Source organism: Pantoea sp. B65, assembly GCF_047308185.1.
In the GTDB taxonomy this organism is placed as follows: domain Bacteria; phylum Pseudomonadota; class Gammaproteobacteria; order Enterobacterales; family Enterobacteriaceae; genus Erwinia.
On the sequence record NZ_JAHXPU010000034.1, the window covers coordinates 29792 to 54963 of the forward strand.

At 58.4% G+C, this 25172-nt stretch carries 23 protein-coding genes; 21 read left to right on the top strand and 2 right to left on the bottom strand.

Translation table 11 applies throughout. The features are described from left to right. The first annotated feature begins 4 nt into the window (after positions 1-4). The 10 genes from phrB to nei all read left to right on the top strand — a co-directional run bounded on the left by phrB (position 5) and on the right by nei (position 8426). Positions 5-1426, top strand: a complete 1422-nt coding sequence (gene phrB, locus JWF83_RS13745) for a deoxyribodipyrimidine photo-lyase (RefSeq protein WP_413650845.1) — start codon at positions 5-7, stop codon at positions 1424-1426. A gap of 12 nt (positions 1427-1438) precedes the next feature. After that, the gene (locus JWF83_RS13750) at positions 1439-2182 is read left to right on the top strand and encodes a type 2 GTP cyclohydrolase I (protein ID WP_413650846.1); all 744 of its coding nucleotides are present in this window, start codon (positions 1439-1441) and stop codon (positions 2180-2182) included. A gap of 175 nt (positions 2183-2357) precedes the next feature. Further along, a complete protein-coding gene (pxpB, locus tag JWF83_RS13755; protein WP_413650847.1) occupies positions 2358-3014 on the top strand; it encodes a 5-oxoprolinase subunit PxpB in 657 nt (218 codons plus the stop codon). After that, complete coding sequence (pxpC, locus tag JWF83_RS13760) at positions 3008-3940, top strand: 5-oxoprolinase subunit PxpC (RefSeq protein ID WP_413650849.1); 933 nt, start codon at positions 3008-3010, stop codon at positions 3938-3940. The genes pxpB and pxpC overlap by 7 nt, the downstream gene beginning before the upstream one ends. Beyond that, on the top strand, positions 3930-4667 hold the full coding sequence (gene pxpA, locus JWF83_RS13765; protein ID WP_413650850.1) for a 5-oxoprolinase subunit PxpA: 738 nt from the start codon (positions 3930-3932) through the stop codon (positions 4665-4667). Before pxpC ends, pxpA begins: the two co-directional genes overlap by 11 nt. Before the next feature lie 72 nt (positions 4668-4739). Continuing rightward, positions 4740-5468: a DUF969 domain-containing protein gene (locus JWF83_RS13770; RefSeq protein ID WP_413650851.1), complete on the top strand. Its 729-nt coding sequence runs from the start codon at positions 4740-4742 to the stop codon at positions 5466-5468. Beyond that, entirely contained in the window at positions 5465-6484 is a 1020-nt protein-coding gene (locus JWF83_RS13775) for a DUF979 domain-containing protein (RefSeq protein ID WP_413650870.1), read from the top strand. Before JWF83_RS13770 ends, JWF83_RS13775 begins: the two co-directional genes overlap by 4 nt. A 7-nt stretch (positions 6485-6491) precedes the next feature. Continuing rightward, positions 6492-7139, top strand: coding sequence for a pyroglutamyl-peptidase I (gene pcp / locus JWF83_RS13780; protein ID WP_413650852.1), 648 nt, complete (start codon positions 6492-6494; stop codon positions 7137-7139). Between the two features lie 20 nt (positions 7140-7159). Next, positions 7160-7369, top strand: coding sequence for a hypothetical protein (locus JWF83_RS13785; protein ID WP_413650854.1), 210 nt, complete (start codon positions 7160-7162; stop codon positions 7367-7369). 265 nt (positions 7370-7634) lie between these two features. Next, positions 7635-8426 carry an endonuclease VIII gene (gene nei / locus JWF83_RS13790; protein ID WP_413650855.1) on the top strand — a complete coding sequence of 264 codons (792 nt, stop codon included), beginning with the start codon at positions 7635-7637 and terminating at the stop codon, positions 8424-8426. Between the two features lie 25 nt (positions 8427-8451). Here nei and JWF83_RS13795 read toward each other — a convergent pair whose 3' ends face one another. Then, positions 8452-8727: a DUF86 domain-containing protein gene (locus JWF83_RS13795; protein ID WP_413650856.1), complete on the bottom strand. Its 276-nt coding sequence runs from the start codon at positions 8725-8727 to the stop codon at positions 8452-8454. 63 nt (positions 8728-8790) lie between these two features. Further along, positions 8791-9141 carry a nucleotidyltransferase family protein gene (locus tag JWF83_RS13800; protein WP_413650857.1) on the bottom strand — a complete coding sequence of 117 codons (351 nt, stop codon included), beginning with the start codon at positions 9139-9141 and terminating at the stop codon, positions 8791-8793. Between the two features lie 113 nt (positions 9142-9254). Between JWF83_RS13800 and dgcN the strand changes: the two genes are divergently transcribed. The 11 genes from dgcN to JWF83_RS13855 all read left to right on the top strand — a co-directional run. After that, positions 9255-10262, top strand: coding sequence for an N-acetyltransferase DgcN (gene dgcN, locus JWF83_RS13805; protein ID WP_413650858.1), 1008 nt, complete (start codon positions 9255-9257; stop codon positions 10260-10262). A 2-nt stretch (positions 10263-10264) separates the two neighbouring features. Continuing rightward, positions 10265-11230 carry an N-acetyl-D-Glu racemase DgcA gene (gene dgcA, locus JWF83_RS13810; RefSeq protein WP_413650860.1) on the top strand — a complete coding sequence of 322 codons (966 nt, stop codon included), beginning with the start codon at positions 10265-10267 and terminating at the stop codon, positions 11228-11230. 18 nt (positions 11231-11248) lie between these two features. After that, entirely contained in the window at positions 11249-13129 is a 1881-nt protein-coding gene (locus JWF83_RS13815) for an ABC transporter ATP-binding protein (protein ID WP_413650861.1), read from the top strand. A 22-nt stretch (positions 13130-13151) separates the two neighbouring features. Then, positions 13152-14693, top strand: a complete 1542-nt coding sequence (locus JWF83_RS13820; protein ID WP_413650862.1) for a glutathione ABC transporter substrate-binding protein — start codon at positions 13152-13154, stop codon at positions 14691-14693. Positions 14694-14763: 70 nt separating this feature from the next. After that, positions 14764-15693: an ABC transporter permease gene (locus tag JWF83_RS13825; RefSeq protein WP_413650864.1), complete on the top strand. Its 930-nt coding sequence runs from the start codon at positions 14764-14766 to the stop codon at positions 15691-15693. Then, positions 15693-16589, top strand: a complete 897-nt coding sequence (locus JWF83_RS13830) for an ABC transporter permease subunit (RefSeq protein ID WP_413650865.1) — start codon at positions 15693-15695, stop codon at positions 16587-16589. The genes JWF83_RS13825 and JWF83_RS13830 overlap by 1 nt, the downstream gene beginning before the upstream one ends. Positions 16590-16597: 8 nt before the next feature. Beyond that, complete coding sequence (locus JWF83_RS13835; protein ID WP_413650867.1) at positions 16598-17638, top strand: P1 family peptidase; 1041 nt, start codon at positions 16598-16600, stop codon at positions 17636-17638. A gap of 11 nt (positions 17639-17649) precedes the next feature. Then, the gene (locus JWF83_RS13840; protein WP_413650868.1) at positions 17650-18471 is read left to right on the top strand and encodes a M55 family metallopeptidase; all 822 of its coding nucleotides are present in this window, start codon (positions 17650-17652) and stop codon (positions 18469-18471) included. A 265-nt stretch (positions 18472-18736) separates the two neighbouring features. Further along, entirely contained in the window at positions 18737-20668 is a 1932-nt protein-coding gene (locus JWF83_RS13845; RefSeq protein WP_413649432.1) for a type VI secretion system Vgr family protein, read from the top strand. Next, a complete protein-coding gene (locus JWF83_RS13850; protein WP_413649433.1) occupies positions 20665-21096 on the top strand; it encodes a DcrB-related protein in 432 nt (143 codons plus the stop codon). The genes JWF83_RS13845 and JWF83_RS13850 overlap by 4 nt, the downstream gene beginning before the upstream one ends. 3 nt (positions 21097-21099) lie before the next feature. Beyond that, the coding region (locus tag JWF83_RS13855; RefSeq protein ID WP_413649434.1) for a DUF6531 domain-containing protein at positions 21100-25172 on the top strand (4073 nt) is incomplete at its 3' end.

Here is a 25172-nt window from a genome sequence, read left to right on the forward strand (position 1 = left end):
TTTTATGGCCACCCATCTGGTCTGGCTGCGTAATGATTTGCGCATCAATGATAATACTGCGTTATATGCCGCCTGCCGTGACCGGCAGGCAAAAGTCATCGCCCTGTTTATTGCCACGCCGCAGCAGTGGCGGCAACATCAGATGGCGCCGCGTCAGGCGGCGTTTATCTATGAAAATTTGCAATTATTACAGCAGGAACTGGCGCAACGCGGTATCCCGCTGCACTATCATCAGTGCGACGATTTTACCACTTCGGTGGCGTGGATTACCGCTTTCTGTCTGCAGCATCAGGTGGACCATCTGTTCTATAACTACCAGTACGAAGTCAATGAACAACAGCGCGATGCCTTAGTCGAAAAAGCGCTGTTCTGGCAGGACGTGGTGGTGCAGGGGTTTGATGACAGCCTGCTGTTGCCGCCAGGCAGCGTGCAGACCGGTAATCGCGAAATGTATAAAGTCTTTACCCCGTTCAGCAAAGCGTTGGTCAAACGGCTGCAACAGGGGGTGCCGGAGTGCCTGCCGGCGCCAGCGGCGCGTGATGGCGCGCCGCTGCAACATCTGTCGCCGCTGGAACCCTTTGACTATCCGCGTCAGCCCTTTGATCAACAGCTGTTTCCCGCCGGTGAGCAGGCGGCGATTAAACAGCTGCGTCATTTCTGCCAGCAGCCGGTGAGCGATTATCCGGCACGGCGCGATATTCCGGCAGTGGACGGCACCAGTCGCCTGTCGGTGTATCTGGCGACCGGCGTGTTATCGCCGCGTCAGTGCCTGCAGCGGTTGCTGAAACAGCATCCGCAGGCGCTGAGCGGGGATCACAGTTTTGTCTGGCTGAATGAGCTGATCTGGCGTGAGTTCTATCGTCACCTGCTGGTGGCCTATCCGGCGCTGTGTCGCTATCAGCCGTTTACCGCCTGGACACGCAAGGTGCAGTGGCGGCCGGCTGACGAGCAATTGCAGGCCTGGCAGCAGGGTAAAACCGGCTATCCGATTGTTGATGCGGCGATGCGCCAGCTGAATGCCCTTGGCTGGATGCATAATCGTCTGCGTATGATCACCGCCAGTTTTCTGGTTAAGGATCTGCTGATCGACTGGCGCGCAGGTGAACGTTACTTTATGTCGCAGCTGATTGATGGCGATCTGGCGGCGAATAATGGCGGCTGGCAATGGGCAGCCTCAACCGGTACTGACGCCGCCCCCTATTTTCGTATTTTCAATCCCACCACCCAGGGCGAACGTTTTGATCCGCAAGGAGAGTTTATTCGTCACTGGCTGCCGGAATTGCGTGATATACCGGACGAGGGTATCCATCAGCCCCAGCTATGGGCAAAGAAAAATCAGCAAATACTCGATTATCCGCAGCCAATGGTAGACCATAAGGAAGCACGTAAGAGGACACTGGAAGCCTTTGAGGCAGCACGAAAATAGGCGGGTACTACCATGCGCAACTTTGAACTGGAACATATTATTAACCAGCAGCTGAATACCGCTGCCTTTAGCGATTACGCTCCGAACGGCTTGCAGGTAGAAGGGCGCGCTGAGGTTAAGAAAATTATTACCGGCGTCACCGCCTGCCAGGCGCTGCTTGATGAGGCGGTGCGTCTGCAGGCGGACGCGGTGCTGGTACACCATGGCTACTTCTGGAAAAGTGAATCCCCGGTGATTAAAGGCATGAAGCGCAATCGTCTGAAAGCGCTGCTGGCCAATGATATTAATCTCTATGGCTGGCATCTGCCGCTGGACGCCCATCCGCAGCTGGGTAATAACGTCCTGCTGGCGAAACAGCTGGATATTGAGGTGCGTGGCGAGATTGCCCCGCTGCTGCTGTGGGGCGAGCTGGAAGATGTGCTGACCGGCGATCAGCTGGCGCAGCGCATTAGCCAGAAGCTGGGACGCACGCCGTTGCACTGTAGTGATAATGCTCCGAAACATATTCGTCGGCTGGCCTGGTGTACCGGTGGCGGTCAGAGTTTTATCGATGACGCGGCAGAGTTTGGCGTTGACGCCTTTATCAGCGGTGAAGTTTCGGAAAAAACCATCCACAGCGCGCGGGAAAATGGCATGCACTTTTTTGCTGCCGGTCACCATGCCACTGAACGCGCCGGGATCCGCGCATTAGGTGAATGGTTAGCGGAAAGCTATGGCCTCGACGTCACCTTTATTGATATCGACAATCCTGCCTGATTCTCCTGCCGTCGCCCCCGCGCAACGCCTGCCGGGGGTGCAAAGTGATTGACACTTAATGCGTTGTTAAGCATAACTGTTTGTCTTAAATGAATAAGCTTATACCCGACCTTACTGGCGTAGTGGTACGTCCGGCGGTGGGGTATTGACATTTTAGTCTGTCAGGAGGTGCATATTGCAACGAGCACGCTGTTACCTGTTAGGGGAACGCGCTGTAGTGCTTGAGTTGGATCCCCCGGTTTCCCTCGTCAGTCAGCAACGGATATGGGGACTGAGCGAACGTCTGAAAAGCAATCCGCAAATCGTTGAAACCATTCCGGGAATGAACAATCTGACGCTGGTGTTAGCTAACCCGCAACAAACCGCGCTGGATGCGATTGAGCGTTTACAGCGCTGGTGGGAAGAGAGCGAGGCGATGCTGCCGGTATCGCGGCAGGTGGCGATCCCGGTAATTTATGGCGGTGCCGCCGGTCCCGATCTGGAAGAGGTGGCGCGCCATAGCCAGATGACGCCGCAGCAGGTAGTGGAGTTACATGCCTCCGTTGATTACGTGGTCTATTTTATTGGTTTCCAGCCGGGCTTTCCCTATCTTGGCGGGCTGGATGCGCGCCTGCATACGCCGCGTCGTGCTGAGCCGCGGCTGGTGGTTCCGGCGGGATCGGTGGCGATTGGCGGCAGTCAGACCGGTATCTATCCGTTAGCCACGCCAGGGGGCTGGCAGCTGATTGGCCGTAGTGATATCCCGCTGTTTAATCCGCAACATGAGCCGCCAACCTTGCTGCGCCCGGGCGACAGCATTCGTTTTGTGCCACAGAAGGAGGGCGTGTGCTGACAATTATTCGTGCCGGAATGAGCACTTCGATTCAGGACGCCGGTCGCTTTGGCTGGCGTCAGTACGGTATCGGTCTCAGCGGCGCGCTGGATCTTCCGGCGATGAAAACCGCCAATTTGCTGGTCGGTAATCCGCAGGATAGTGCGGTACTGGAAATTACGCTGGGTCAGTTTAGCGCCGAATTTGGTCGTGACGGCTGGATCGCCCTGACCGGCGCCGGCTGCGGCGCCCAGATTGACGGCAAACCGGTATGGACCGGCTGGCGTACCGCGGTAAAAGCCGGACAGCGACTGACGCTGGGTATGCCGAAGCGCGGTATGCGCAGCTATCTGGCGCTGGATGGTGGTTTCGATCTGCCGCCGCTGCTGGGCTCATTAAGTACCGATCTGAAAGCCGGTTTTGGCGGCCAGTATGGACGCCGGGTAGAAGATGGCGATCAGTTGCCATTGGCCACCCCGACGCGTCAGTTCCACCGCCAGGCTGGGGTGCGTCAGCTGTTGTGGGGCAATCGTGTCCGCGCGCTGCCAGGCCCGGAGTATCATGAATTCAGCCGTGAGGCGCAGGAAGCTTTCTGGCGCAGCACGTGGAAACTGAGTCCGCAGAGTAATCGTATGGGTTATCGTCTGCAGGGGCGGGTATTAACCCGTAACAGCCAGCGCGATCTGCTGTCGCACGGCTTGCTGCCGGGAGTGGTGCAGGTGCCACCCAATGGCCAGCCGATTGTACTGATGTCCGATGCGCAAACCACCGGCGGTTATCCGCGTATTGCCTGCGTGATTGAGGCCGATCTCTTCCATCTGGCTCAGGTGCGCCTCGGCGAGCCGCTGCATTTTGTCCATTGCACGCTGGATGAAGCGCTGCTGGCAAAACAGCAGCAGCAGCGCGCTATCGATCAAATGGTATGGGGATTAGAAGATGAAAGTTGATCTCAACGCCGATCTCGGCGAAGGCGGCGGCAGCGACCGTCAGCTGCTGCAACTGGTGACTTCCGCCAATATCGCCTGCGGCTTTCACGCCGGTGATGCGCAAACCATGTTGCAGTCAGTGCGCTGGGCGCTGGAGTTTGGCGTCGCCATTGGCGCCCATCCCGCTTTCCCTGACCGGGAGAACTTTGGCCGTAGCGCGATGCAGCTGCCGCCGGAAACGGTCTATGCGCAGGTGATCTATCAGATCGGGGCGCTCAAGGCGCTGACGGAAAGCGAAGGCGGCATCCTGCGGCATGTGAAGCCGCACGGTATGCTCTACAACCAGGCGGCGCGCGATCCACAGCTGGCTGACGCCATTGCGCGCGCGGTAAAGGCGGTCGATCCGGCGCTGATTCTGGTCGGGCTGGCGAATAGCGAATCGATTCGCGCCGCCGAACATCTCGGACTGACCACCCGGCAGGAGGTGTTTGCCGATCGTGGCTATCAGGCCGATGGCAGCCTGGTGCCGCGCAGCCAGCCGGGAGCGCTGATCGACAGCGACCAGCAGGCTATTGCGCAGACGCTGAGTATGGTGCAGTACGGTAAAGTCCGCAGTATCAGCGGTGAAGAGGTGGCGGTACGTGCGGACAGTGTTTGTCTGCATGGCGACGGCGCCCATGCGCTGGAGTTTGCCCGCCAGCTGCGCGCGGCGTTTGCCGCCCGGCATATTAACGTCACCAGCCAGTAATTCCGTTTTAGCCATTATTTATTCTCTCCGGCCGTCCGGCCGGAGATTTTGTATCATCCCGGGGGAGTCACTATGGAAAATGCTGTTAATCTCTGGCCGCTCATTGGTATTGCGGCGATTATTATCGGTTTCTTACTGCGCTTTAATCCGGTACTGGTGGTGATCGCCTCCGGTATTATTACCGGTATTGCCGCCAGTATGCCGCTTGCAACCATTCTCGAAAAGCTCGGTTCCGGCTTTCTGAATACCCGCAACCTGGCGTTAATTCTGTTACTGCCGCTGGCGGTAATTGGTCTGGTAGAGCGTCATGGTCTGAAAGAACGCGCGCAAGGGTGGATTGCCCGGATTAAAAGCGCCACTGCCGGACGTTTACTGATTGTCTATCTGTTGCTGCGTGAGCTGACCGCCGCGCTGGGCCTGACCAGTCTTGGCGGCCATCCGCAGATGGTGCGGCCACTGCTGGCGCCCATGGCGGAAGGGGCGGCGGAAAGCCGCTATGGCGAATTGCCGCCACCGGTGCGCTACCGGCTGCGTGCCATGTCCGCCGCGACTGATAATGTCGGTCTGTTCTTTGGCGAAGATATATTTGTCGCCTTTGGCGCCATTATCTTTATGCACAACTTTATGCTGGAGTCCGGCGGTATTCAGACGGAACCGTTACATATTGCGCTGTGGGGAATTCCGACGGCAATCTGTGCGTTTATTATTCATGCGGTGCGCCTGCGTCGGCTGGATAAAACCCTTGCGGCGGAACTGGCAGCGATTAATAGCCGGTCCTTACAGGCGAAGGGAGAGATATAATGTTTCAACAACAATATCTTTTCTGGCTGGCGGGGGTGATCCTGCTGATCGTGGGGATGATGTCATGGCGTGATAAAGCCAACCCGCGTCGTTTAACTACCGGCCTGTTCTGGGCGCTATATGGCCTGATCTTCCTGGTCGGCGACTGGGCCTACCAGCTGATGAGCCAGTTCGCCGGCTCCACGGCGGCTGGACAGCGCAGCCTGAATATTGTGGTCGGGGCACTGGTGGTAGTGATGGCGCTGATCGCCGGCCTTGGCGGCGTAAAACTGGGTAGCTACCATCAGCGCAGCGAACAGCAGCGCAAAGAGAGTGCCACGCGTCTTGGTAATCGGCTGTTTCTGCCGGCATTATCGATTCCGGTGGTGACGGTGATCGGCGTACTGGCGTTTAACAATCTCCCGGGGTTGCAACAGGCGGTGTTTGGCAGCGGCAATCATTCCACGCTTATCACGCTGTTTTCCATGACCGTCGGCTGCCTGGTGGGCTGGCTGATTGCGCTGAAGCTGACGCGTGAGTCACCGGCGCAGTCGCTGCAGGAAGCCCGCCGACTGCTGGATTCCATTGGCTGGGCGTTTATTCTGCCGCAAATCCTCGCCACCCTTGGCCTGCTGTTTACCACCGCTGGCGTCGGCACGGCAATTTCCCATCTGACGGAAAGCTATCTGGCGGTTGATAACCGCTTTGTGGCGGTAGTCACCTATACCATTGGTATGGCGTTGCTGACGATGGTGATGGGCAACGCTTTTGCCGCTTTTCCGATTGTGACCGCCGGTATCGGCATTCCGATTCTGGTATTGCAGCATGGCGGCAATCCGGCGGTGATGGCGGCGATTGGGATGTTCTCCGGTTATTGCGGCACGCTGATGACGCCGATGGCGGCTAACTTTAATATCGTTCCGGCCGCCCTGCTGGAGCTGCCGGACCGCAATGCGGTGATCAAGGCCCAGCTGCCGACCGGCGTGCTATTGTTAATTGTAAATGTGTTCCTTCTGTACTTCCTGATGTTCTTGTGAGGCAGGCATGAAAACGGTATTAATCACCGGGTTTGAACCTTTTGGTGGCGAGCAGGTTAATCCGTCATGGGAAGCGGTACGCCAGCTACATGGGCACAGCGTGGGCGGGGCGAAAGTGGTCGCCCGCCAGTTGCCCTGCGTATTTGGCGACGCGCTAACGGCGCTCTATGCGGCTATCGACGAGCTGGATCCGCAGCTGGTGATTGCGGTAGGGCAGGCCGGTGGGCGTGCCGATATCAGCATCGAACGTATTGGCATTAATGTTGACGATGCGCGGATTGCCGATAATCAGGGCCATCAACCGATTGATCAGCCGATTGTTGTCGCAGGACCGGCGGCTTACTTCTCGACGTTGCCGATTAAAGCGCTGGTGGAGGGTATCCGTGAGGCGGGTATTCCGGCTTCAGTCTCGCAAACGGCCGGCACCTATGTTTGTAACCATGTGATGTACGGTCTGCTGCACCGGCTGGCACAGCAGGGCGGCGAGGTGCGTGGCGGTTTTATTCATATTCCGTATCTGCCGGAGCAGGCGGCGAAGTTACCGGGTGTGCCAAGTATGTCGTGCGCGGCGGTGGTGCTGGCGCTGGAGATGGCGATTACCATCGCGTTACGCACCCAACAGGATCTGCGCCTGGTGGGCGGCGCGACACATTAATTAGCGGGAGTTTTCCCCATATGGGTGGGGAAAACTTTGCAGCTCCGAATGTGACCAATGCCGGCGGGGAAACACCCCCACGTGCGTGGGGAAAACCCCAATATATAGTTAACAATCCCGGTATTCAAACAGCATATAGCGATTTCGCCAGCGCTGGTTTGTTTTTCGATAACGAGCGGCGGCCGGATATTTTAGTCAATATTTCCCATGGATATAAAACAGAACGGTGATTATCTTTCCTTGCATAGCCCTTGCTGAAAGTATCTTGAACCCGAGGCGTCTGAACACAACCATCACCGGATTCGTACGCAGCGAGCCGCGTAGCTCTGGTCGTCGTAACTTAAAATGACTGTCAGCCTATCCGTTAAAGGTTATCTGATACTGCGATTTTTTATTAGATAATATGCACCGTCTATTGCATGAGATAGAGTAAATGCCCGCGGTTTATTGGCTGCACGGGTTCACTAATGCATTAAAGGATTGTAGGGAGTCACGATGCCAGAAGGTCCGGAGATCCGGCGGGCGGCAGACCAGCTGGAGCAGGCGATATTGGGGAAACCATTAACCGACGTCTGGTTTGCCTTTGCGCAACTGAAAGCCTGTGAACCGGCGCTGCTGGGTGAGCGGGTAACGGCGATTGAAACCCGTGGCAAAGCGCTGTTGACGCACTTCTCTAACGGCCAGACGCTGTACAGCCATAACCAGTTATATGGCGTCTGGCGCGTGGTGGCGCCTGATGAAACGCCGCACACTCACCGCGTATTGCGGGTGCGGCTGGCGACGGCGGATCGGGCGGTATTGCTCTATAGCGCCTCAGATATTGCGCTGCTGAACAGTGAAACCCTCGCGGCGCACCCTTTTTTGCAGCGCGTCGGGCCCGATGTGCTGGACAGGCGTTTGACGGTGGCCGGGGTGACTGAGCGCCTGTTATCACCGCGCTTTCGCCGGCGTCAGTTTAGCGGTTTGCTACTGGATCAGGCGTTTCTCGCCGGGTTAGGGAACTATCTGCGGGCGGAAATTCTCTGGCAGGCGCAGCTGTTGCCACAGCATAAAGCGCAGGATCTGACGCAGCAGCAGCTGGCTATCCTGGCCGAGGCACTGCTGGCGATCCCGCGTCACTCGTACCAGACGCGCGGCGACGTCGATGAGAACCGCCATCACGGCGCCATTTTTTGTTTTAAGGTGTTCCATCGCAGCGGCAAGCCCTGTGTCCGCTGCGGCAGCACTATTGAGAAAGGCACCCGCTCATCACGGCCATTTTACTGGTGTCCGGGGTGTCAGTTTTAACAGGCTCTCTGAGCCAGCGGTGGATTCACCTGGCGTTTTCCAGATGCTGAATTAATTCTGGTAGCCGATTCTGGATCGTGTTCCATATGGTTCCCAAATCAACATCAAAATAACCATGGGCTACCTGATTGCGTAAACCACGAATCTGTTGCCATGGGATGTGGCTGTTGGCCTTAATAAAATCAGGATAATTATTTATTATTTTTGTTACTGCTTCCCCGATAACAATGAAGTTCATCAGTACGGCATCCTGCGTCATGTTGTCGCAGTTAAAGTCAATCTGCTCCATTCTCTCTGACATAGAATCTGCACTTACGGGATGCAGTAAGGATCTGGTTTTTCAGATCGTCCAGCTGAGGTTGGCTCATAACGGGCGCGCTTCTGCAAGTACCTGGGTTCGAAAGAGCGGAGAAATATCCCCCGGGCTGCGGACGTCCAGTTCGATACCCAGTGCATCATGCAGCTCCACATAAAGCCCGCCCATATGAAACAGGTCGGTCTCAGGTAGGGTATCAACAAGGAGATCCAGATCGCTGGCTTCGGTGTCAGTTCCCTTCGCAACTGAGCCGAAAACGCGCGGGTTAGTAACCGGATAACGGGAGATGATATCCAGTATCAGCTGTCGATTTTGCGTTAACACCTCTGACGGTTTCATCATTGCTCCAGATTTCATCATTACCTGTTTCAATCTTACCACAAGCAAAGAATTGGTCATCTCCTGCCTCACCTTCCGCCCATAGCCTGAAGTTATACCCTTGCGCTAAACAAGCATTCGTCAATTCCTCTAAGAAATGAAATAGTCGGATCAGCCTAAACTGGAGAAACATCATGCTGATCCCACAACCCTATTTATTATTCCTTGGCGACGTCACCGATCCGCTGGCAGCGAAAACCGCGCGCGGCATTCAGGTGTGGCGTCCGGAGCAGTGTGTCGGCGAAATGCGCCTGCCAGGCTGTACCGTCACCCTGGGTCTTGACGAGCTGGATATCGCCACGGCAAAAGCCCGCGGCGCGAAAACGCTGGTGCTGGGCACTGCTAATGCCGGGGGATACCTGCCGGAACACTGGCTGGGTTCAGTGCGTGCCGCGCTGGAAGCCGGAATGAACGTCGCCAGCGGTCTGCATCACCGTCTGGTTGATGAGCCGGAACTGGTGGCGCTGGCCAAAGCCCATAACGTTGAGTTATTCGATATTCGCCATATGCGTCCGAAACTGTCGGTCGGCAGCGGCAAAAAACGCAGCGGTAAGCGCGTGCTGACGGTTGGCACCGACTGCTCGGTCGGCAAGATGTACACCTCGCTGGCGCTGGAAGCGGCGATGCGCGCGATTGGCCTGAAGGCTGATTTCCGCGCCACCGGTCAGACCGGCATCCTGGTCGCGGGCGAAGGTATCGCTATCGACGCGGTAATCGCTGACTTTATCGCCGGCGCGGCGGAAGCGCTGTCACCCGCTAACGACGATGACCACTGGGATATCGTTGAAGGGCAGGGTTCGCTGTTCCACCCATCCTACGCTGGCGTCAGCATGGGGCTGATTCACGGCGCACAGCCGCACTGGCTGGTGATGTGCCATGAAATGGGCCGTCCACATATGCGTCATCTGCCGCATTCACCAATGGTGAGCCTGGCGGATTGCGTTGAAGCCAATCTGCGTGCCGCGCATGTCACCAGTGATAACGTGCAGCTGGCCGGTTTTGCCATCAATACCTCCAACGCCAGCGAAGAAGAAGCCCGCGCTTATTGCCAGCAGGTTAGCGCCGAGTTCGGCGTGCCCGCGACCGATCCGGTACGCTTCGGCATCGCGGATATTGCTGCGCTGCTGAAAGAGCGAGGTTAATTATGCGGCGGATGCATTTTGAAGTGGTGGAGTTGCCGCTGGCGCGACCCTTTGCCATTTCCCGCGGCATCCGCACCGCCGTTACGGTGGTGCGGGTTACGCTGGAGGAACAGGGATTTATCGGACTTGGCGAATGTACGCCGACCGCGCACTACAACGAAAGCGCACAGAGCGTCAGTGCGCAGCTCAGCGCGCTGCAGGCTGATGTCGAAGCCGGCCTGAGCCGTGCCGCACTGCAAAAGCTGCTGCCTGCCGGTTCGGCCCGCAATGCGCTCGACTGCGCGCTCTGGCGGCTGGATGCGGCGCTACAGCAGAAAACCCTGTGGCAACTGCTGGATCTGACGGCGCCACAGTCGGTGATCACCGCTGAAACCCTGAGCCTCGATAGCGTGGAAAATATGGCAACGGCGGCGGCGGATGCGGTATCACGCGGCGCCATCCTGCTGAAAATTAAGCTGGATCGCGATGCGATTCTGGAAAAAGTGGCGGCTATTCGTGCCGCCGCGCCGAAGGCCACGCTGATTATTGATGCCAACGAAGCCTGGTCGGGGATCGATCTCGGCAGCCTGTTCGATGCGCTGACGCAGTACCACATCGCGATGATCGAGCAGCCGTTGCCGGCGGGCAAAGATGGCGATCTGCAGCGTTTTCCGCATGTGATCCCGGTGTGCGCCGACGAAAGTTGTCATCAGCGCGGCGATATTGCCAGCCTGCGTAATCGCTACGAGATGATCAATATCAAACTCGACAAATGCGGCGGGCTGACGGAAGCGCTGGCAATGGTCAGTGAAGCGCAGCAGCAGGATCTGCGGGTGATGGTCGGCTGTATGCTGGGCTCTTCACTGGCGATGGAGGCTGCGCTGCCGGTGACGCTAACCGCAGAGCATGTTGATCTTGACGGACCGATCTGGCTGGCGGCAGACAGCTCGCCGTTCCTCTCTTACCACAATGGCCATATCTGGCTTTAACCCCTTCCCGGAGTGACGATGACGGATATCACGCTAACTTCTCCTGACACCGCCGCGCCCTCCGGTTCTTTCACGACGCCGGTACTGGCGGTGAACGATCTGAGCGTCAGTTTTCATGGACGCAGCGGCCGCAATCTGGCGCTGAAAGGCGTCTCCTTCAGCGTCAATAAAGGCGAAATTGTTGCGGTGGTTGGCGAAAGCGGCTCCGGTAAATCCGTCACCTCGCTGGCGGTGATGGGTTTGCTGGCGCCTTCCGCCACCGTTGAGCGCGGCAGCGTGCAGTTTTATGGCCGTAACGGCCAGACGCAGGATTTGCTCAATCTGGAGCCGGAACAGCGCCGCCAGCTACGCGGGCGCGATATGGCGATGATTTTCCAGGAGCCGATGACCTCGCTGAATCCGGTGCTGAAAGTGGGCGATCAGCTTACCGAAGCGCTACGCGATCATCAGCTGTGTAACGGCAAGGAAGCCGATAAAAAAGCGCGCGAGTTGCTGCGTAAGGTACGTATTGCCGATGTCGATCGGGTGATGAAAAGCTATCCCCACTCGCTGTCAGGCGGCATGCGCCAGCGCGTGATGATTGCTCAGGCGCTGGCCTGCGATCCGCAACTGCTGATTGCCGATGAACCTACCACGGCGCTGGACGTCACCGTGCAGGCGCGCATTCTGCAAATTCTGCGCGACCTGCAGCAGCAGACCAATATGGCGGTGATGTTTATCACCCACGATATGGGGGTGGTGGCGGAAGTTGCTGACCGGGTGGTGGTGATGTACCGCGGCGAGGTGGTGGAGCAGGGCAGCGTAGAGCAAATTTTTACCGCGCCACAGCATGCCTATACCCAATCGCTGCTGGCGGCGGTGCCGCGTCTCGGCGATATGCGCGACAACCGCTGGCCGAAGCGATTCCCGTTACCGGGCCAGCAGAACGACAGCCAGCAGGATCAGCAGATCACCGCCCGTTATGACCAGCCGCCGTTACTCGATATTCGTGGGCTACGCGTTTACTACCCGGTGCGCAGCGGCGTGTTCTCAGCACTGACCCACCGGGTACATGCGGTGGAACAGATTGATTTCAGCCTGTGGCCGGGCGAAACGCTGGCGATTGTCGGCGAGAGCGGCTGCGGCAAATCGACTACCGGACGTGCCCTGCTGCGGTTAATCGACAGCCAGGCGGAGAGCATCCTGTTCCAGGGAGATGAAATTTCCCATCTCAAGGAGCAGGCGTTTCAGCCATTGCGCCGCGCCATGCAGATGGTGTTTCAGGACCCCTACGCTTCACTGAATCCGCGTTTAACCGTCGGCTTTACCATTGCCGAGCCGCTGTTGCTGCACGGACTGGTGAAGTCACTGGCAGAGGCGACGCCGCAGGTACAGGCGTTGCTGAAAAGCGTTGGCCTGCTGCCGGAACACGCGCAGCGCTATCCGCACGAGTTTTCCGGTGGTCAGCGCCAGCGTATCGCCATTGCCCGCGCCATGGCATTGCAGCCGCAAGTGATTATCGCCGATGAGGCGGTCTCCGCGCTGGATGTGTCGATTCAGGCGCAGGTGGTCAATTTGATGATGGATTTGCAGCAAAGCACCGGCGTGGCATGGATTTTTATCTCCCATGATATGGCGGTGGTGGAACGTATCGCCAACCGTGTGGCGGTGATGTACCTCGGGCAGATTGTCGAAATCGGCCCGCGTCAGTCGGTATTTAATAACCCACAACACCCTTATACCCGACGTCTGCTGTCATCGGTACCGATTGCCGACCCGCGCAAGCGTACGTTGCGCACTTTCGATGACAGTGAAATCCCTTCACCGCTGCGCAAAGTGGGCACTGAGGTGAACAAAACCCGTTATCGCCAGGTGGCCGCGCATCACTGGGTTGCCGAAGGCGAATTTTCGCAAGCATAACTTTACACTCTGGAGAGACACCATGAAGCCAATACTTCGCCGTACCGCCGTTGCCCTCGGGCTGTCATTGTGTCTGGCGGCTGTTGCCCAGGCACAGGATTTGCGTATTTCGGCCTATGTCGATATTACCGGGATGGATCCGCACGATACCTCAGATAACGCCAGCTACTCGGTGCAGAGTGGCGTTTTTGAGCGTCTGTTCCAGTTCGACAGCCAGATGAAACTGACGCCATGGCTGGCCACCGATTACACCAGCAACGAAACTGCCACCGAATTTGTGCTTAATCTGCGCAGCGGCGTGACTTTCCAGGACGGCACGCCATTTGATGCCGCCGCAGTAAAAGTTAACCTCGATCGGCTGGCCGATCAGACCAAAGGTCTGAAGCGCAACAGTCTGTATAAAATGATTAAAACCGTTACCGTGGTTTCGCCAACCCAGCTAAAAGTCGAGCTTAACCAGTCTTTTGGCGCCTTTATTAACACCCTGGCGCACCCGTCGGCGGTGATGTGGAGCCCGGCGGTACTGGCACAGTATCCGGATGAGGCGCAGTTGCGTTTGCATCCGGTGGGCACCGGTCCATTCAAATTTGTTGAGTGGCAGCCAGGTAAACTGGTGAAGCTGATTAAAAACGACAAATACTGGAAACAGGGCTGGCCGAAAGTGGATAGCGTCACCATCACGCCAAGCCCGGAAGATGCCACCCGCGTCGCCGCGCTGAAATCAGGCCAGGTTGATGCCATCTACCCGCTGCCTGCCGATCTGATTGCCACGGTGCAGAGCGACAGCAAGCTGGCGATCCAGCGCGACCCGAGTATCTACCTCTATTATATGGCGCTGAATACCCAGCATAAGCCGCTGGCCGATGTCCGCGTTCGTCAGGCGCTGAACTATGCGGTTAATCGCGATCTGTTCCTGAAGGTCGGTTTTGCCGGGATGGGCACGCCAGCCACGTCGGCGATCCCGTCCGGCGTGCAGTTCTATCAGAAACAGACGGAGGTGGATTACAGCTACAACCCGGAGAAAGCGAAGGCACTGCTGAAAGAGGCCGGTTATGGCGACGGTCTGGATCTGAAACTGTGGAGCACTAATACCACCGTTGCCGTGCGCGTGGCGCAGTTCCTGAAGCAGCAGCTTGGCGCTGTCGGCATTCGCGTCACCGTGACGCCAATGGACTCCGGTTCGCGTAACGCCAAACTGTGGGGCGTGAAGGATCCGAAACAGGCGGAATTCGACCTCTATTACGGCGGCTGGTCTACCTCTACCGGCGATGCTGACTGGGCGTTGCGGCCACTGTTTGCCACCGAATCCTGGGTGCCAACCTCGTATAACGTCTCCTACTACAGCAATGCGGCGGTTGACAAAGCGATTGCCGCCGGCCTGGAAACCGCCGATCCGGCGAAACGTGCGCTGGCCTATGCCGAAGCCCAGAAGCTGCTGTGGAAAGACGCGCCAATCGCCTTCCTCGGCACGCCGGATAATCTGGTGGGCAAAAGCAAAAACCTGAGCGGCGTCTCCATGCTGGCTGACGGCAATCTGCTGTTTACTCAGGCGGAGTTTAAATAATTGCCAGTTAACGGGCGGCATGTCTGTCGCCCTGACAATCAATACCCTGTTTAGCTGACGAGAAATCACCATGTTTGCTTATATTATCCGACGTCTGTTGGAAATGATCCCGGTACTGCTGGTGGTCTCGCTGTTGGTGTTTGGTTTTATTAAATTATTGCCGGGCGATCCGGCGCGAATCTACGCCGGGCCGGATGCGGGCATTGAGGCGATAGCCGCGGCGCGCGTGCACCTCGGGCTAAATGATCCGTTACCGCAACAATATCTTCACTGGCTGGCGGGCCTGTTTCGCGGCGACTTAGGGGTTACCTTCCGCACGCAACAGCCGGTAACCCAGGTGATCGCCCAGGGCTTTATGCCGACCATGCTGCTGGCGCTGGCCGGTTTCGCCTGGTCGGTGATCCTCGGGCTGATTATCGGGGTGATTGCGGCGCTCAAACGGGGCAAATGGCAGGACTGGACGCTGATGAGTATCGCCGTTGGCGGTATCTCGATGCCGCCATTCTGGCTCGGACTGCTGCTGGTGCAGTTTGTCGCTATGCCCTTTGGTCTGTTCTCGGTCAGCGGTTTTAACAAAGCCAGCGATATTATTCTGCCGGCGCTGACGCTCGGGGCATCGGTGGCGGCGGTAATGGCGCGTTTCACCCGCTCGGCATTTCTTGAAGTGGCGCAGGAAGACTATGTGCGTACCGCCAAAGCCAAGGGGCTGCGCAACCGACTGGTCACCTGGAAACACGTGATGCGTAATGCGCTGATCCCGGTTATCACCATGCTTGGCCTGCAGTTTGGCTTTTTGCTCGGTGGCTCCATTGTAGTGGAGAGTGTATTTAACTGGCCCGGTCTGGGCTGGCTGCTGATTGAATCGATCAAGTCGCAGGACCAGCCGGTGATTCAGGCGCTGGTGATGCTGTTTGTTTTCGAGTTTATTGTGATTAACCTGCTGGTGGATCTGCTGTATGCGGTGGTCAACCCGGCGATTCGACTGCGCCAGGAGCGATGATGACGATGCCAACTAAATCCGTGATCCCGGCAGTAACCGGGGAGAGCGCTATTCGCTCGCCAGGACGCGATTTTCTCCACGCGCTGCTGCGCAATCCGCTGGCGCTGGTCGCCGGGGGTTTTGTGTTGTTGCTGCTGCTGGTGGCGGTGTTTGCGCCGTGGCTGGCGCCGTGGAACCCGATGGAACCTGACTGGATGGCGCTCTCGTCGCCTCCGTCCGCCAGCCACTGGATGGGCACCGATGATCTCGGTCGCGATGTGCTGAGCCGGATTATTTATGGCGCGCGCATCTCGCTGTATATCGGCGTACTGTCGGTAACCCTTGGTATGCTGGTCGGTATTGTGCTTGGCCTGCTGGCGGGGTATTACGGGCGCTGGGTCGATATGCTGATTATGCGCGCCTCCGATGTGCTGTTTGCCTTTCCGGGGATGCTGCTGGCGATTGCGGTGGTGGCGATCCTCGGTCCGGGGCTGAATAATGTGATTATTGCGGTGGCGGTATTCAGCGTACCGGTATTTGCCCGTATCGTGCGCGCCTCGACGCTGTCGTTAAAACAGGCGGCCTATGTGGAAGCCGTACGCTGCGCCGGGGCGCCCGATCGGGTGATTCTGCTGCGCCATATTCTTCCCGGTACGCTGTCGAGCGTGATTGTCTATTTCACCATGCGTATTGGCACCAGCATTCTGACCGCGGCGGGCCTGAGTTTTATCGGCCTCGGGCCGGAACCTGACGTGCCGGAGTGGGGCAATATTCTGGCGATGAGTCGCAATATGATGATGGCCGGGTTATGGCATGTCAGCGTTTTTCCGGGCGCGGCGATTTTCCTGACGGTACTGGCCTTCAACCTGCTGGGCGATGCCCTGCGTGATACCCTCGATCCCAAATTAAATAGCTGAGAAAAGTCATGGATTTTCAACAGATGCAGCGCGATCTGCTGCTGCAACGCTGGCGCGAAACCCGCACTCTCGGTCAGCCGCGGATGGCCTGCGGCCCGGCGAATACGCTGGCCGATGTGCCTGGGGTGCGGGTTGGTCACAGCACGCTGGATGCGGGCGAAGTGCAGACCGGCGTTACCGCCATTGTGCCGCCGGGTGAAAATCTGTTCAGTCAGCCGCTCCCGTGTGGCGCTGCGGTACTGAATGGTTTTGCCAAGCCGGTGGGGCTGGTGCAGATCGCAGAATTAGGTCTGTTGCAGACGCCGATTCTGCTTAGCAACACGCTGGCGGTCGGTACCCTGTTTACCGCACTGGTGCGTGATGCCATCAGCCGTAATCCGGAGCTGGGACGCAGTTTACCGACGGTGAACCCGCTGGCGCTGGAGTGCAATGACGGCTGGCTGAATGATATTCAGGCGCTGGCGGTCAGCGATGAGATGGCGCAACAGGCGTTGCAGACGGCGAGCGCGGAATTTGCCCGCGGCAGCGTCGGCGCCGGACGCGGCATGAGCTGTTTCAGCCTGAAAGGCGGGATTGGCAGCGCCTCGCGCCTGATCCCGACGCTGGATGCCACCCTTGGCGTACTGGTGCTGGCGAACTTTGGCGCCCTGAATGCGCTGACGCTGGACGGCGTACGCTTTGGCGCCGCCATTGAACCGCTGCTGCCGGAACTGACGCCGCAGCGCGATGCCGGCTCAATTATCATTATTATGGCGACCGATGCGCCGCTTGATGCACGCCAGTTAACGCGTATTGCGAAACGTGCCGGGGCCGGTTTAGGGCGACTGGGCAGCTACTGGGGACACGGTTCGGGTGATATTGCCGTGGCGTTTTCCACCCGGCCGCAACCGGCGTCGCTGGCGGACGCCGCGCTGGAACCGCTGCTGGCGGCAGCGGCGGATGCCACCGAACATGCGGTGCTGGATGCTCTGCTCAGCGCTGAAGCGGTGACCGGTTTCCGCGGTCACTTCCGCCCGGCGCTGCGCGATATCCTCGATCGCCTCTCCTGAAGGAATCAACGATGAAAATTTTTATCTCTGCTGATATTGAAGGTATTGCCGGGGTGATGCGCCCGGAACAGTGCAGCCCGGGCACCGCTGAGTATCAGCTGGCGCGCGGACTGATGGAGCAGGAAGTCAATGCCGCCATTGATGGCGCCTTTGCCGGCGGCGCGACTGAGGTGGTGGTGGCCGACAGTCATGCGGCGATGACCAATCTGCGCGCTGAAAATATTGATGGCCGTGCCCGGCTGGTGCAGGGCAAGCCACGCGCTCTGTCGATGGTGGAAGGTCTGGAGCAGCAGCAGTATGACGGCATGATGTTTATTGGCTATCACAGCGCGGCTGGAGAGTCTGGCGTGCTGGCGCATACCATTAACGGGCGTGCTTTCTACCGGGTGAAGATTAACGGCAAGGTGATGGGGGAGAGCGATATTTACGCTGCCGCCGGTGCTGAGCAGGGGACGCCGCTGTGGCTGGTCAGCGGTGATGATACTTTGCAGACGTGGATGGCAGAGCACTACCCGTCGGTCAATTACGTTTGCGTCAAGCGGGCGATTTCCCAGACCTGCGCCGAATCATTAAGCCCGGCAATGGCGTGTGAGGCCATTCGTCAGGCGGCTGCCAGCGCGGTGCGTCAGGCGCCTGCGGCGGCAACCCGCCGGATTGCTGCGCCTTATCAGCTGGAACTGATGGTGGCGAAACCGCTGCTGGGCGATCTGTTCTGCCTGATCCCGGCAGTTACACGGATTGATGCTGTTACGGTAGGTTATCGCGCCGATAAGATGGCGACGATTGTGAGTCTGCTGAGTGCGTTCTCTTATCTGGCGACCACGCAAAATTAGTTCCGCCAGCGGCCGGTCTGATCAGACCGGCCGATGTAACTCCGCCACCCCTCTGCGGGAATGCCGCTGTCAGTATTTAAAATAACCGCTGATAAAGTGATACGTTTTTATCGGGGAATATGATAAAAAGAGTGCCGTGGCCGGAGGTGTGAATATTAATAGAATTAACTTTCCGGCGAATAGTTATATTTTGAATTAATTTTTTATATATAAACAATATGCCATATAAATAAAACGGAATTAATTATTATCGGGATGGAATCCTATGCCTGAACGTATTTCTGTGCAATTACCTGCCGAAGGACTTCTTTTCTGGAAACTGTCCGGTACCGAGGAGTTGTCCCGCCCGTTTACGCTGAATGTCTGCCTGCTGAGCAGCAATGCGGACCTTGATCGCAAAACACTGCTCGGGCAACCGATCACTCTGACCCTCCCCACCCAGCCGGTGCTGGCCGCGTCACGCTACCTTAACGGTAAAATCACCGCGGTGAATGTGCAGAGCACTGAACTGAGCGGGACACGTTATACGGTATATAGCCTGTGTATGGAGTCGGACTTATGGCCACTGCAGCGCGATCGCAATCAGCGTATTTTTCAGCAACAGCGGGTGCCGGATATTATTAAAACCGTACTGGGCGAATATAGCGTTGCGGTCGAAGACCATCTGACCGGCGAATATCGTTGCTGGGAATACTGCGTACAGTATCAGGAGAGCAGCTATAACTTTATTTCGCGGCTAATGGAGCTGGAAGGGATTTTCTATTTTTTCCGTCATGAAGCCGACAGGCATACGCTGGTGCTGATGGACTCCGCATCCCGGCAGCCATTCAGCGGCTATGAGGTTATCCCTTATTACGCCACCCCGTCCGCAGGCCGCATCGGGGAAGAGGGCATTACGCAGTGGGCGATCAGCGAGCAGGTGACGCCGGGTCTCTACAGCCTTGATGACTACGACTTCCGCCAGCCAAACGCCTGGCTGTTTCAGGCACGACAGAATCCGGCGTCCACCGCGCCGGGGCAGATTGACTACTACGAATGGCCGGGGCGTTTCGTGCACCATGCCCAGGGCGAATACTATGCCCGTATCCGCCAGCAGGCATGGCAGACGCAGTATCAGCGCATTGATGCGCGGGGCAACGCCCCCGGGGTGGCGCCGGGGTACACTTTTACGCTCAGCAATCCGCCCTTTGCCAGCGACAGTGATGACTATCTGGTGGTGAGCGCCAGTTACGAACTGGAAGAGAACAGCTACGCCAGTGGTGATGATGGCAGCCGCGTTTATCAGATCAACTTTATGGTGATCCCGGCGGATGTCACCTTCCGTCCGCTGCAGGGCAGCGAGTGGCCGCGCACCTGCGGCCCGCAAACCGCGCGGGTGGTGGGGCCGCAGGGGGAGTCTATCTGGACGGATAAATATGGCCGGGTAAAGGTGAAGTTCCACTGGGACCGGCTGGCAAAAGGCGACGACACCAGCTCCTGCTGGCTGCGCGTCTCCAGCGCCTGGGCCGGTCAGGGTTTCGGCGGCGTACAGATCCCGCGCGTCGGTGATGAGGTGGTGATCGATTTTATTAACGGTGACCCGGATCGGCCGATTATCACCGGTCGGTTGTATAACGAAGCCAGTATGCCGCCGTGGACATTACCAGCCGCCGCCACCCAGATGGGCTTTATCAGCCGCAGTAAAAACGGCACGGCGGACAATGCCAATGCGCTGCGTTTTGAAGATAAACGCGGTGCGGAACAGCTGTGGCTGCAGGCTGAGCGCAATATGGATACCCGGGTGAAGAATGATGAAACCCATGCTGTCGGCGGTAATCACTCCATCAGCATTGAGAAAAGCTTTGCCAGCAAAGTCAGCGGCCAGTACGCCCAGCAGACGCAATACGCCCGCAGCGAGCTGGTCGGCACTGACTATATATTGAAATCGAACAGCAACGTTATGCTGGCGGCCAGCAGCGGCATCACCTTTGTCACCGGTGACAGCCTGCTGGTCATGAACCCCAATGGCACCATTTCATTACAGTGCAGAAACTTCCAGATCAATGCTTCCGGGCAGGGTGAAATCAACACCGGCGGCACACTCGATCTGAATATCAATCAGCCAGCCGCGGCGCCGGCGCCGGCGCCAACGCCGGAGGAAATTGCCGCAGAAGTCCGCAGGGTGTTCGCCAGTAAAGATGCCGGGGGGAGCAAATGAACCTGCCCGTGCAATATGTCTTATCTGAGGGCTCGCTGCATCTGCCCGCCGTCGTCCAGGATCAGAGTATCACCGTCCTGCGTCTTGCCGGTTTATGCGCAACGCTGGTGGTTACCCGCGACTGGCAGGTAACGGCCGATCAGATGGATGCCTTTTTGCAGCAGCAATTGCAAAAAGTGAAGCGCAAGATGAAAAAGTTTAGCGCGCAGTTACCCGAAGAGAGCACGCTGGGCCCGCTACCCGCGCAGCAGGTGGCGATGCGCTTTGAAAATCAGGGTGTGGTAGTGGAACAACAGCTGCTGGTGGCCTGGGCGCAGGATCATTTACTGGCATTAACCTTCAGCACCGCGGGTCAGTTTACTGCGCAGCAGCGTCTGGCCTGGCAGGCGATTCGGCAGGCGTTTATTCCCGGTATGGCGGAAGTCTGACTGATGGCAGATAAGGTCGCCGCGAGAATCGATGATCCGTTGATCCACAGCTCACTACTGAGTGACTTTGTCAGCGGGGTGGTGGAAGGAGCCATCTACGCCGGGATTTTTCTTGCCAGTACCGCCATGGTGGCGGGCGGCGTGGGTATTGCGCTGGGAATTGGCCTGACCATTGGCGCCATCGCTACTGGTTTTCCTGAACGCTGGGGCAATGCCGCCGGCGGGGCGGTGGAGCGCCTTATCGGCGCACTGGGTCTGACCGGGCCACCGGATGCGGTGATCACCAGTGGTTCCGGCAATGTGCGTATTAAGGGCAGGCTGGCGGCGCGCGCCGCCGGCACCGTCGATCATGCCTTTCTTAATGCGCCCGCCGGTGCTGAACAGGAGCAGGGGCCTTCCGCATGGGAAATTGCTGTCGGCATGGCGGCGGGTATCGCCGCGACCGTCGCCCGCCCGGGCGCTTTTTTCAGCGCGCTGGGGGAGAAAATCAGCCAGGCCGCCGCAGCGGATGTCGCTGACTTCTTCAGCACGCTGTGGACAGACCTTTCTCAGCCGATGGTCGCCGCTGCCAGCCCTGAGAGTACGCCAGCCGACAGGGATACCGTGTCATGCAAAAAGCACAGGGACAGCAGCCGGATTTTCCTCGCCGAAGGATCTAAAAAGGTACTGATTAATGGTCATCCCGCCGCGCGCAATGGCGACCGCAGCACCTGCGAGGCAAAAATCGAGGTCGGCGACGATCCGCGGGTGCGTATCGGTGGCGACAGCATTGTGGTCCGGGATATTCGCAGCGGTAAAAACTTTCTGGCCTGGTTTATCGGCGGGATGGCTGGCGGCGGTGAGCTGAAACAGCTGCTGCAACTGGCGGGCCGCGCTTTTGACCGGGTGATGGTGCGCAGGCTGCTGCGCAGTATTCCCTGCCCGATCTTTTCCGCCGCGGCGGGCGAAGCGGCAGGCGGCATTGCCGCCCGTGCGGTGCAAACCCTCCATCCGGTCAGTATCGCCACCGGCGCCAAGATCCTTGCCGGCGCTGAAGATCTTGATTTTGTACTGGAAGATCGTATCCCGCTTTACTGGCAGCGTGTTTACCACAGCCGTAATCCGGCGACCGGAATGCTGGGCCAGGGGTGGATGCTGCCGTTTGAAAGCCGGCTGATTCGCTATCGTGCGGCCAGCGGGGAACTGCATTTTCGCTGGCGGGATATGGCGGGTCGCGAGCTGGAGATGGGGGCGGTGCGTGCGGGGGATGTGATTCAGTTCGCTGAGGACGGCCTGACGCTTTACTGCACGTCTGAGGGCGTGGTGGTGTTACAGACCAGTGAAGGTGAGCATCAGCTGTATGAACCGGATCCGACACGTGAGGGCGAATGGCGCATTGCCCGCATCTATGACCGTCACGACAACTGCCAGCATCTGAGCTGGAATGAAGCGGGCCAGCTGATTGCTGTCGCCGGTGATAATGAGGCAATGGTGGCAGAGCTCAGCTATGAACCGGTGCATGGCCGCCTGGCGGCGGTGCATCAGCGGGTTCAGGGGCAGCGTTATCCGCTGGTACGTTACGGCTATAATGAGCAGGGACAGCTGGTCAGCGTCACCGACGCTGATGACGTCACCACCCGACGTTTCAGCTGGGATCGCGCCAGCGATATGCTGGCCAGCCACCGCTATGTGACCGGCCTGACAGTAAATTACCAGTGGCGACCGGCAGCGGATGGCAGCTGCTGGCGGGTGACCGGTTATCAGGTGGTGGACGACCGGCAGCAGACGCTGGAAAGCTGGATCATTGACAGCGATGAGCTGGCGCGTAACGCGACGGTGACCTGTCTTTCCGGTGGCAGCAGCCACCATCAGTGGGATGCGCAGCATCGTATTACCGCCTGGACAGATATGTATGGCGCGGAGTGGCGCTATCAGTGGGCGGATCAGGGCGAGCTGCTGCAGGCGGTCACCGCTCCCGACGGCGGGCGCTGGGAATATGACTATGATGAGCGCGGCAATCTGACTGCCATGCATAATCCGCTGGGGGAAGCCCGGCTGACGGTCTGGCATCCGGTCTGGTCACTGCCGCAACAGGAAGTGCTGGCCGGCGGCGCCTGCTGGCGTTATCAGCATAACGCACTGGGCGATGTGGTGGCGGTAACCGATCCGCTGGGTGGCGTTACGCGCCTGGAATGGAACCCGCAGGGGGATTTGATTACCGAAACCGATGCGGCGGGCAATACGCGCCGTTTCGGCTGGAACCAGCGCGGCCAGATGATCAGCGCTGAGGACTGTTCAGGCTACCGCAGCCATTCGCAGTATGACGCAACGGGCAGGCTGCTGAGTACCACCGATGCGGAAGGCAACACCACCTCCTGTCGCCGGAGCGCCGCCGGGCGTATTCAGGCGATTATACGTGCGGATAACCGCGAAACCCGCTACGAATACGATATGCACGGACAGCTGGTCGGTGAGAATACTGACGGTTTTTCCGAACGCAGAGTACGGCGCAACGTGCGCGGACAGGTGATTTGCCAGACCGATCCGGCGGGTCATCACACCCGTTTTGATTATGATCGTTTTGGCCGCCTGACCCGGCTGATTAACCCGAACAATGACAGCTGGCATTTTGCCTGGGACAGCGGCGAACGCCTGCTGGCGCAGACCGATTACGCCGGACGGCGGGAAAGTTATGGCTATAATGCGCGTGGTCAGGTCACCTCGGTGACACAGCAGCCGCTGGCGCAGAACGGTGAACCGCAGGCGCCGCTGGTTTCGCGGCTGGAATATGATCTGTCGGGCCGGCTGGCGACAAAAAGCAACGCGGAGAGTGTCACCCGCTATCAGTATGCCGGGCGCAGCGTCACCATTCAGCGCACCACGCAGGCTGAATGGCAGGCGGCGCAGCAGCAGGCCGTGGAGCCGGAGTGGGATGAGCAGCTGAGCCTGACGGCGGATGCGCTGGGCAGTCTGCAGAGTGAGCAGAACCACAGCGGCAGCTGGCAGTATCAGTACGATGCGCTGGGCAATCTGCAGCAAAGTCAGGGGCCGGACGGCAGCACGCAGAGTTTCCTGCGTTACGGCAGCGGGCATCTGTTGCAGCACAACTGGCAGCATGGCGGGCAGCAGGCTGAAATTGCCGCTTATGGCCGTGACCGTCTGCATCGTGAAATCAGTCGCAGTCAGGGGCCGCTGACGCTGGAAACGCGCTACGATCCGGCAGGCCGTATTGTAATGCGCCGGAATGCGGTGCTGGAACGCCGTTATCAGTGGGATCGTCTCGATCAGGTGGCGCAGCAGATGCTGATGTCGCTGGCACCGGGAGATCCTGCGCCAGCCTTCAGTCAGCAGCGCTTTGGTTATGATGCGGCGGGGCAGCTGACTCACCGCATTGCAGACGGGCTGGAAGAGCGTTGTTATTACGACCCGGCGGGTAACCGTACCGACACCGCCGGTGAGGTGGTGTGGCATAACCTGCTGCGCAGGCTGAAAGGCGCGCGCCAGCAGTATGATGGCTTTGGTCGTCTGCTGTGGCGCAGGGCTGAACAGGGCGCACCGGAACAGCACTTCAGTTATAACGCGGAGCATCAGGTCACCGGAGTGCGGCTGAGCGGGCACCCGGAATACCAGCGGGTACAGTACCGCTATGATGTACTGGGCCGGCGCACGCATAAAATACTGTATCGCCACGGGCAGGCAGAATCTGACGCTGAAGTGATTACTTTCCACTGGCAGGGTCTGCAGATGGTGGGCGAGCAGAGCAGCCGCACGCCGGATCGCAGCGTGCGCTATCTGTACAGTGAAGGCAGCTGGGAGCCGCTGGCGCGGGTGGATATCACCGGTGACAGCCGGCAGATCCGCTGGTATCACAGCGAACTGAACGGTTTGCCGGAACGACTGACCGACGAACACGGTGAAGTGGTGTGGCAGGGACGTTTCAGCAGCTGGGGCGGGACCCTGTATGAAAGCCATACCGCTAAGCTGGTGGTGCCGCAGAATCTGCGCTTTCAGGGACAGTATCTGGACAGAGAAACCGGGCTGCACTACAATCTTTTCCGTTATTATGACCCGGTGACCGGGCGGTTTACCCAGCCGGA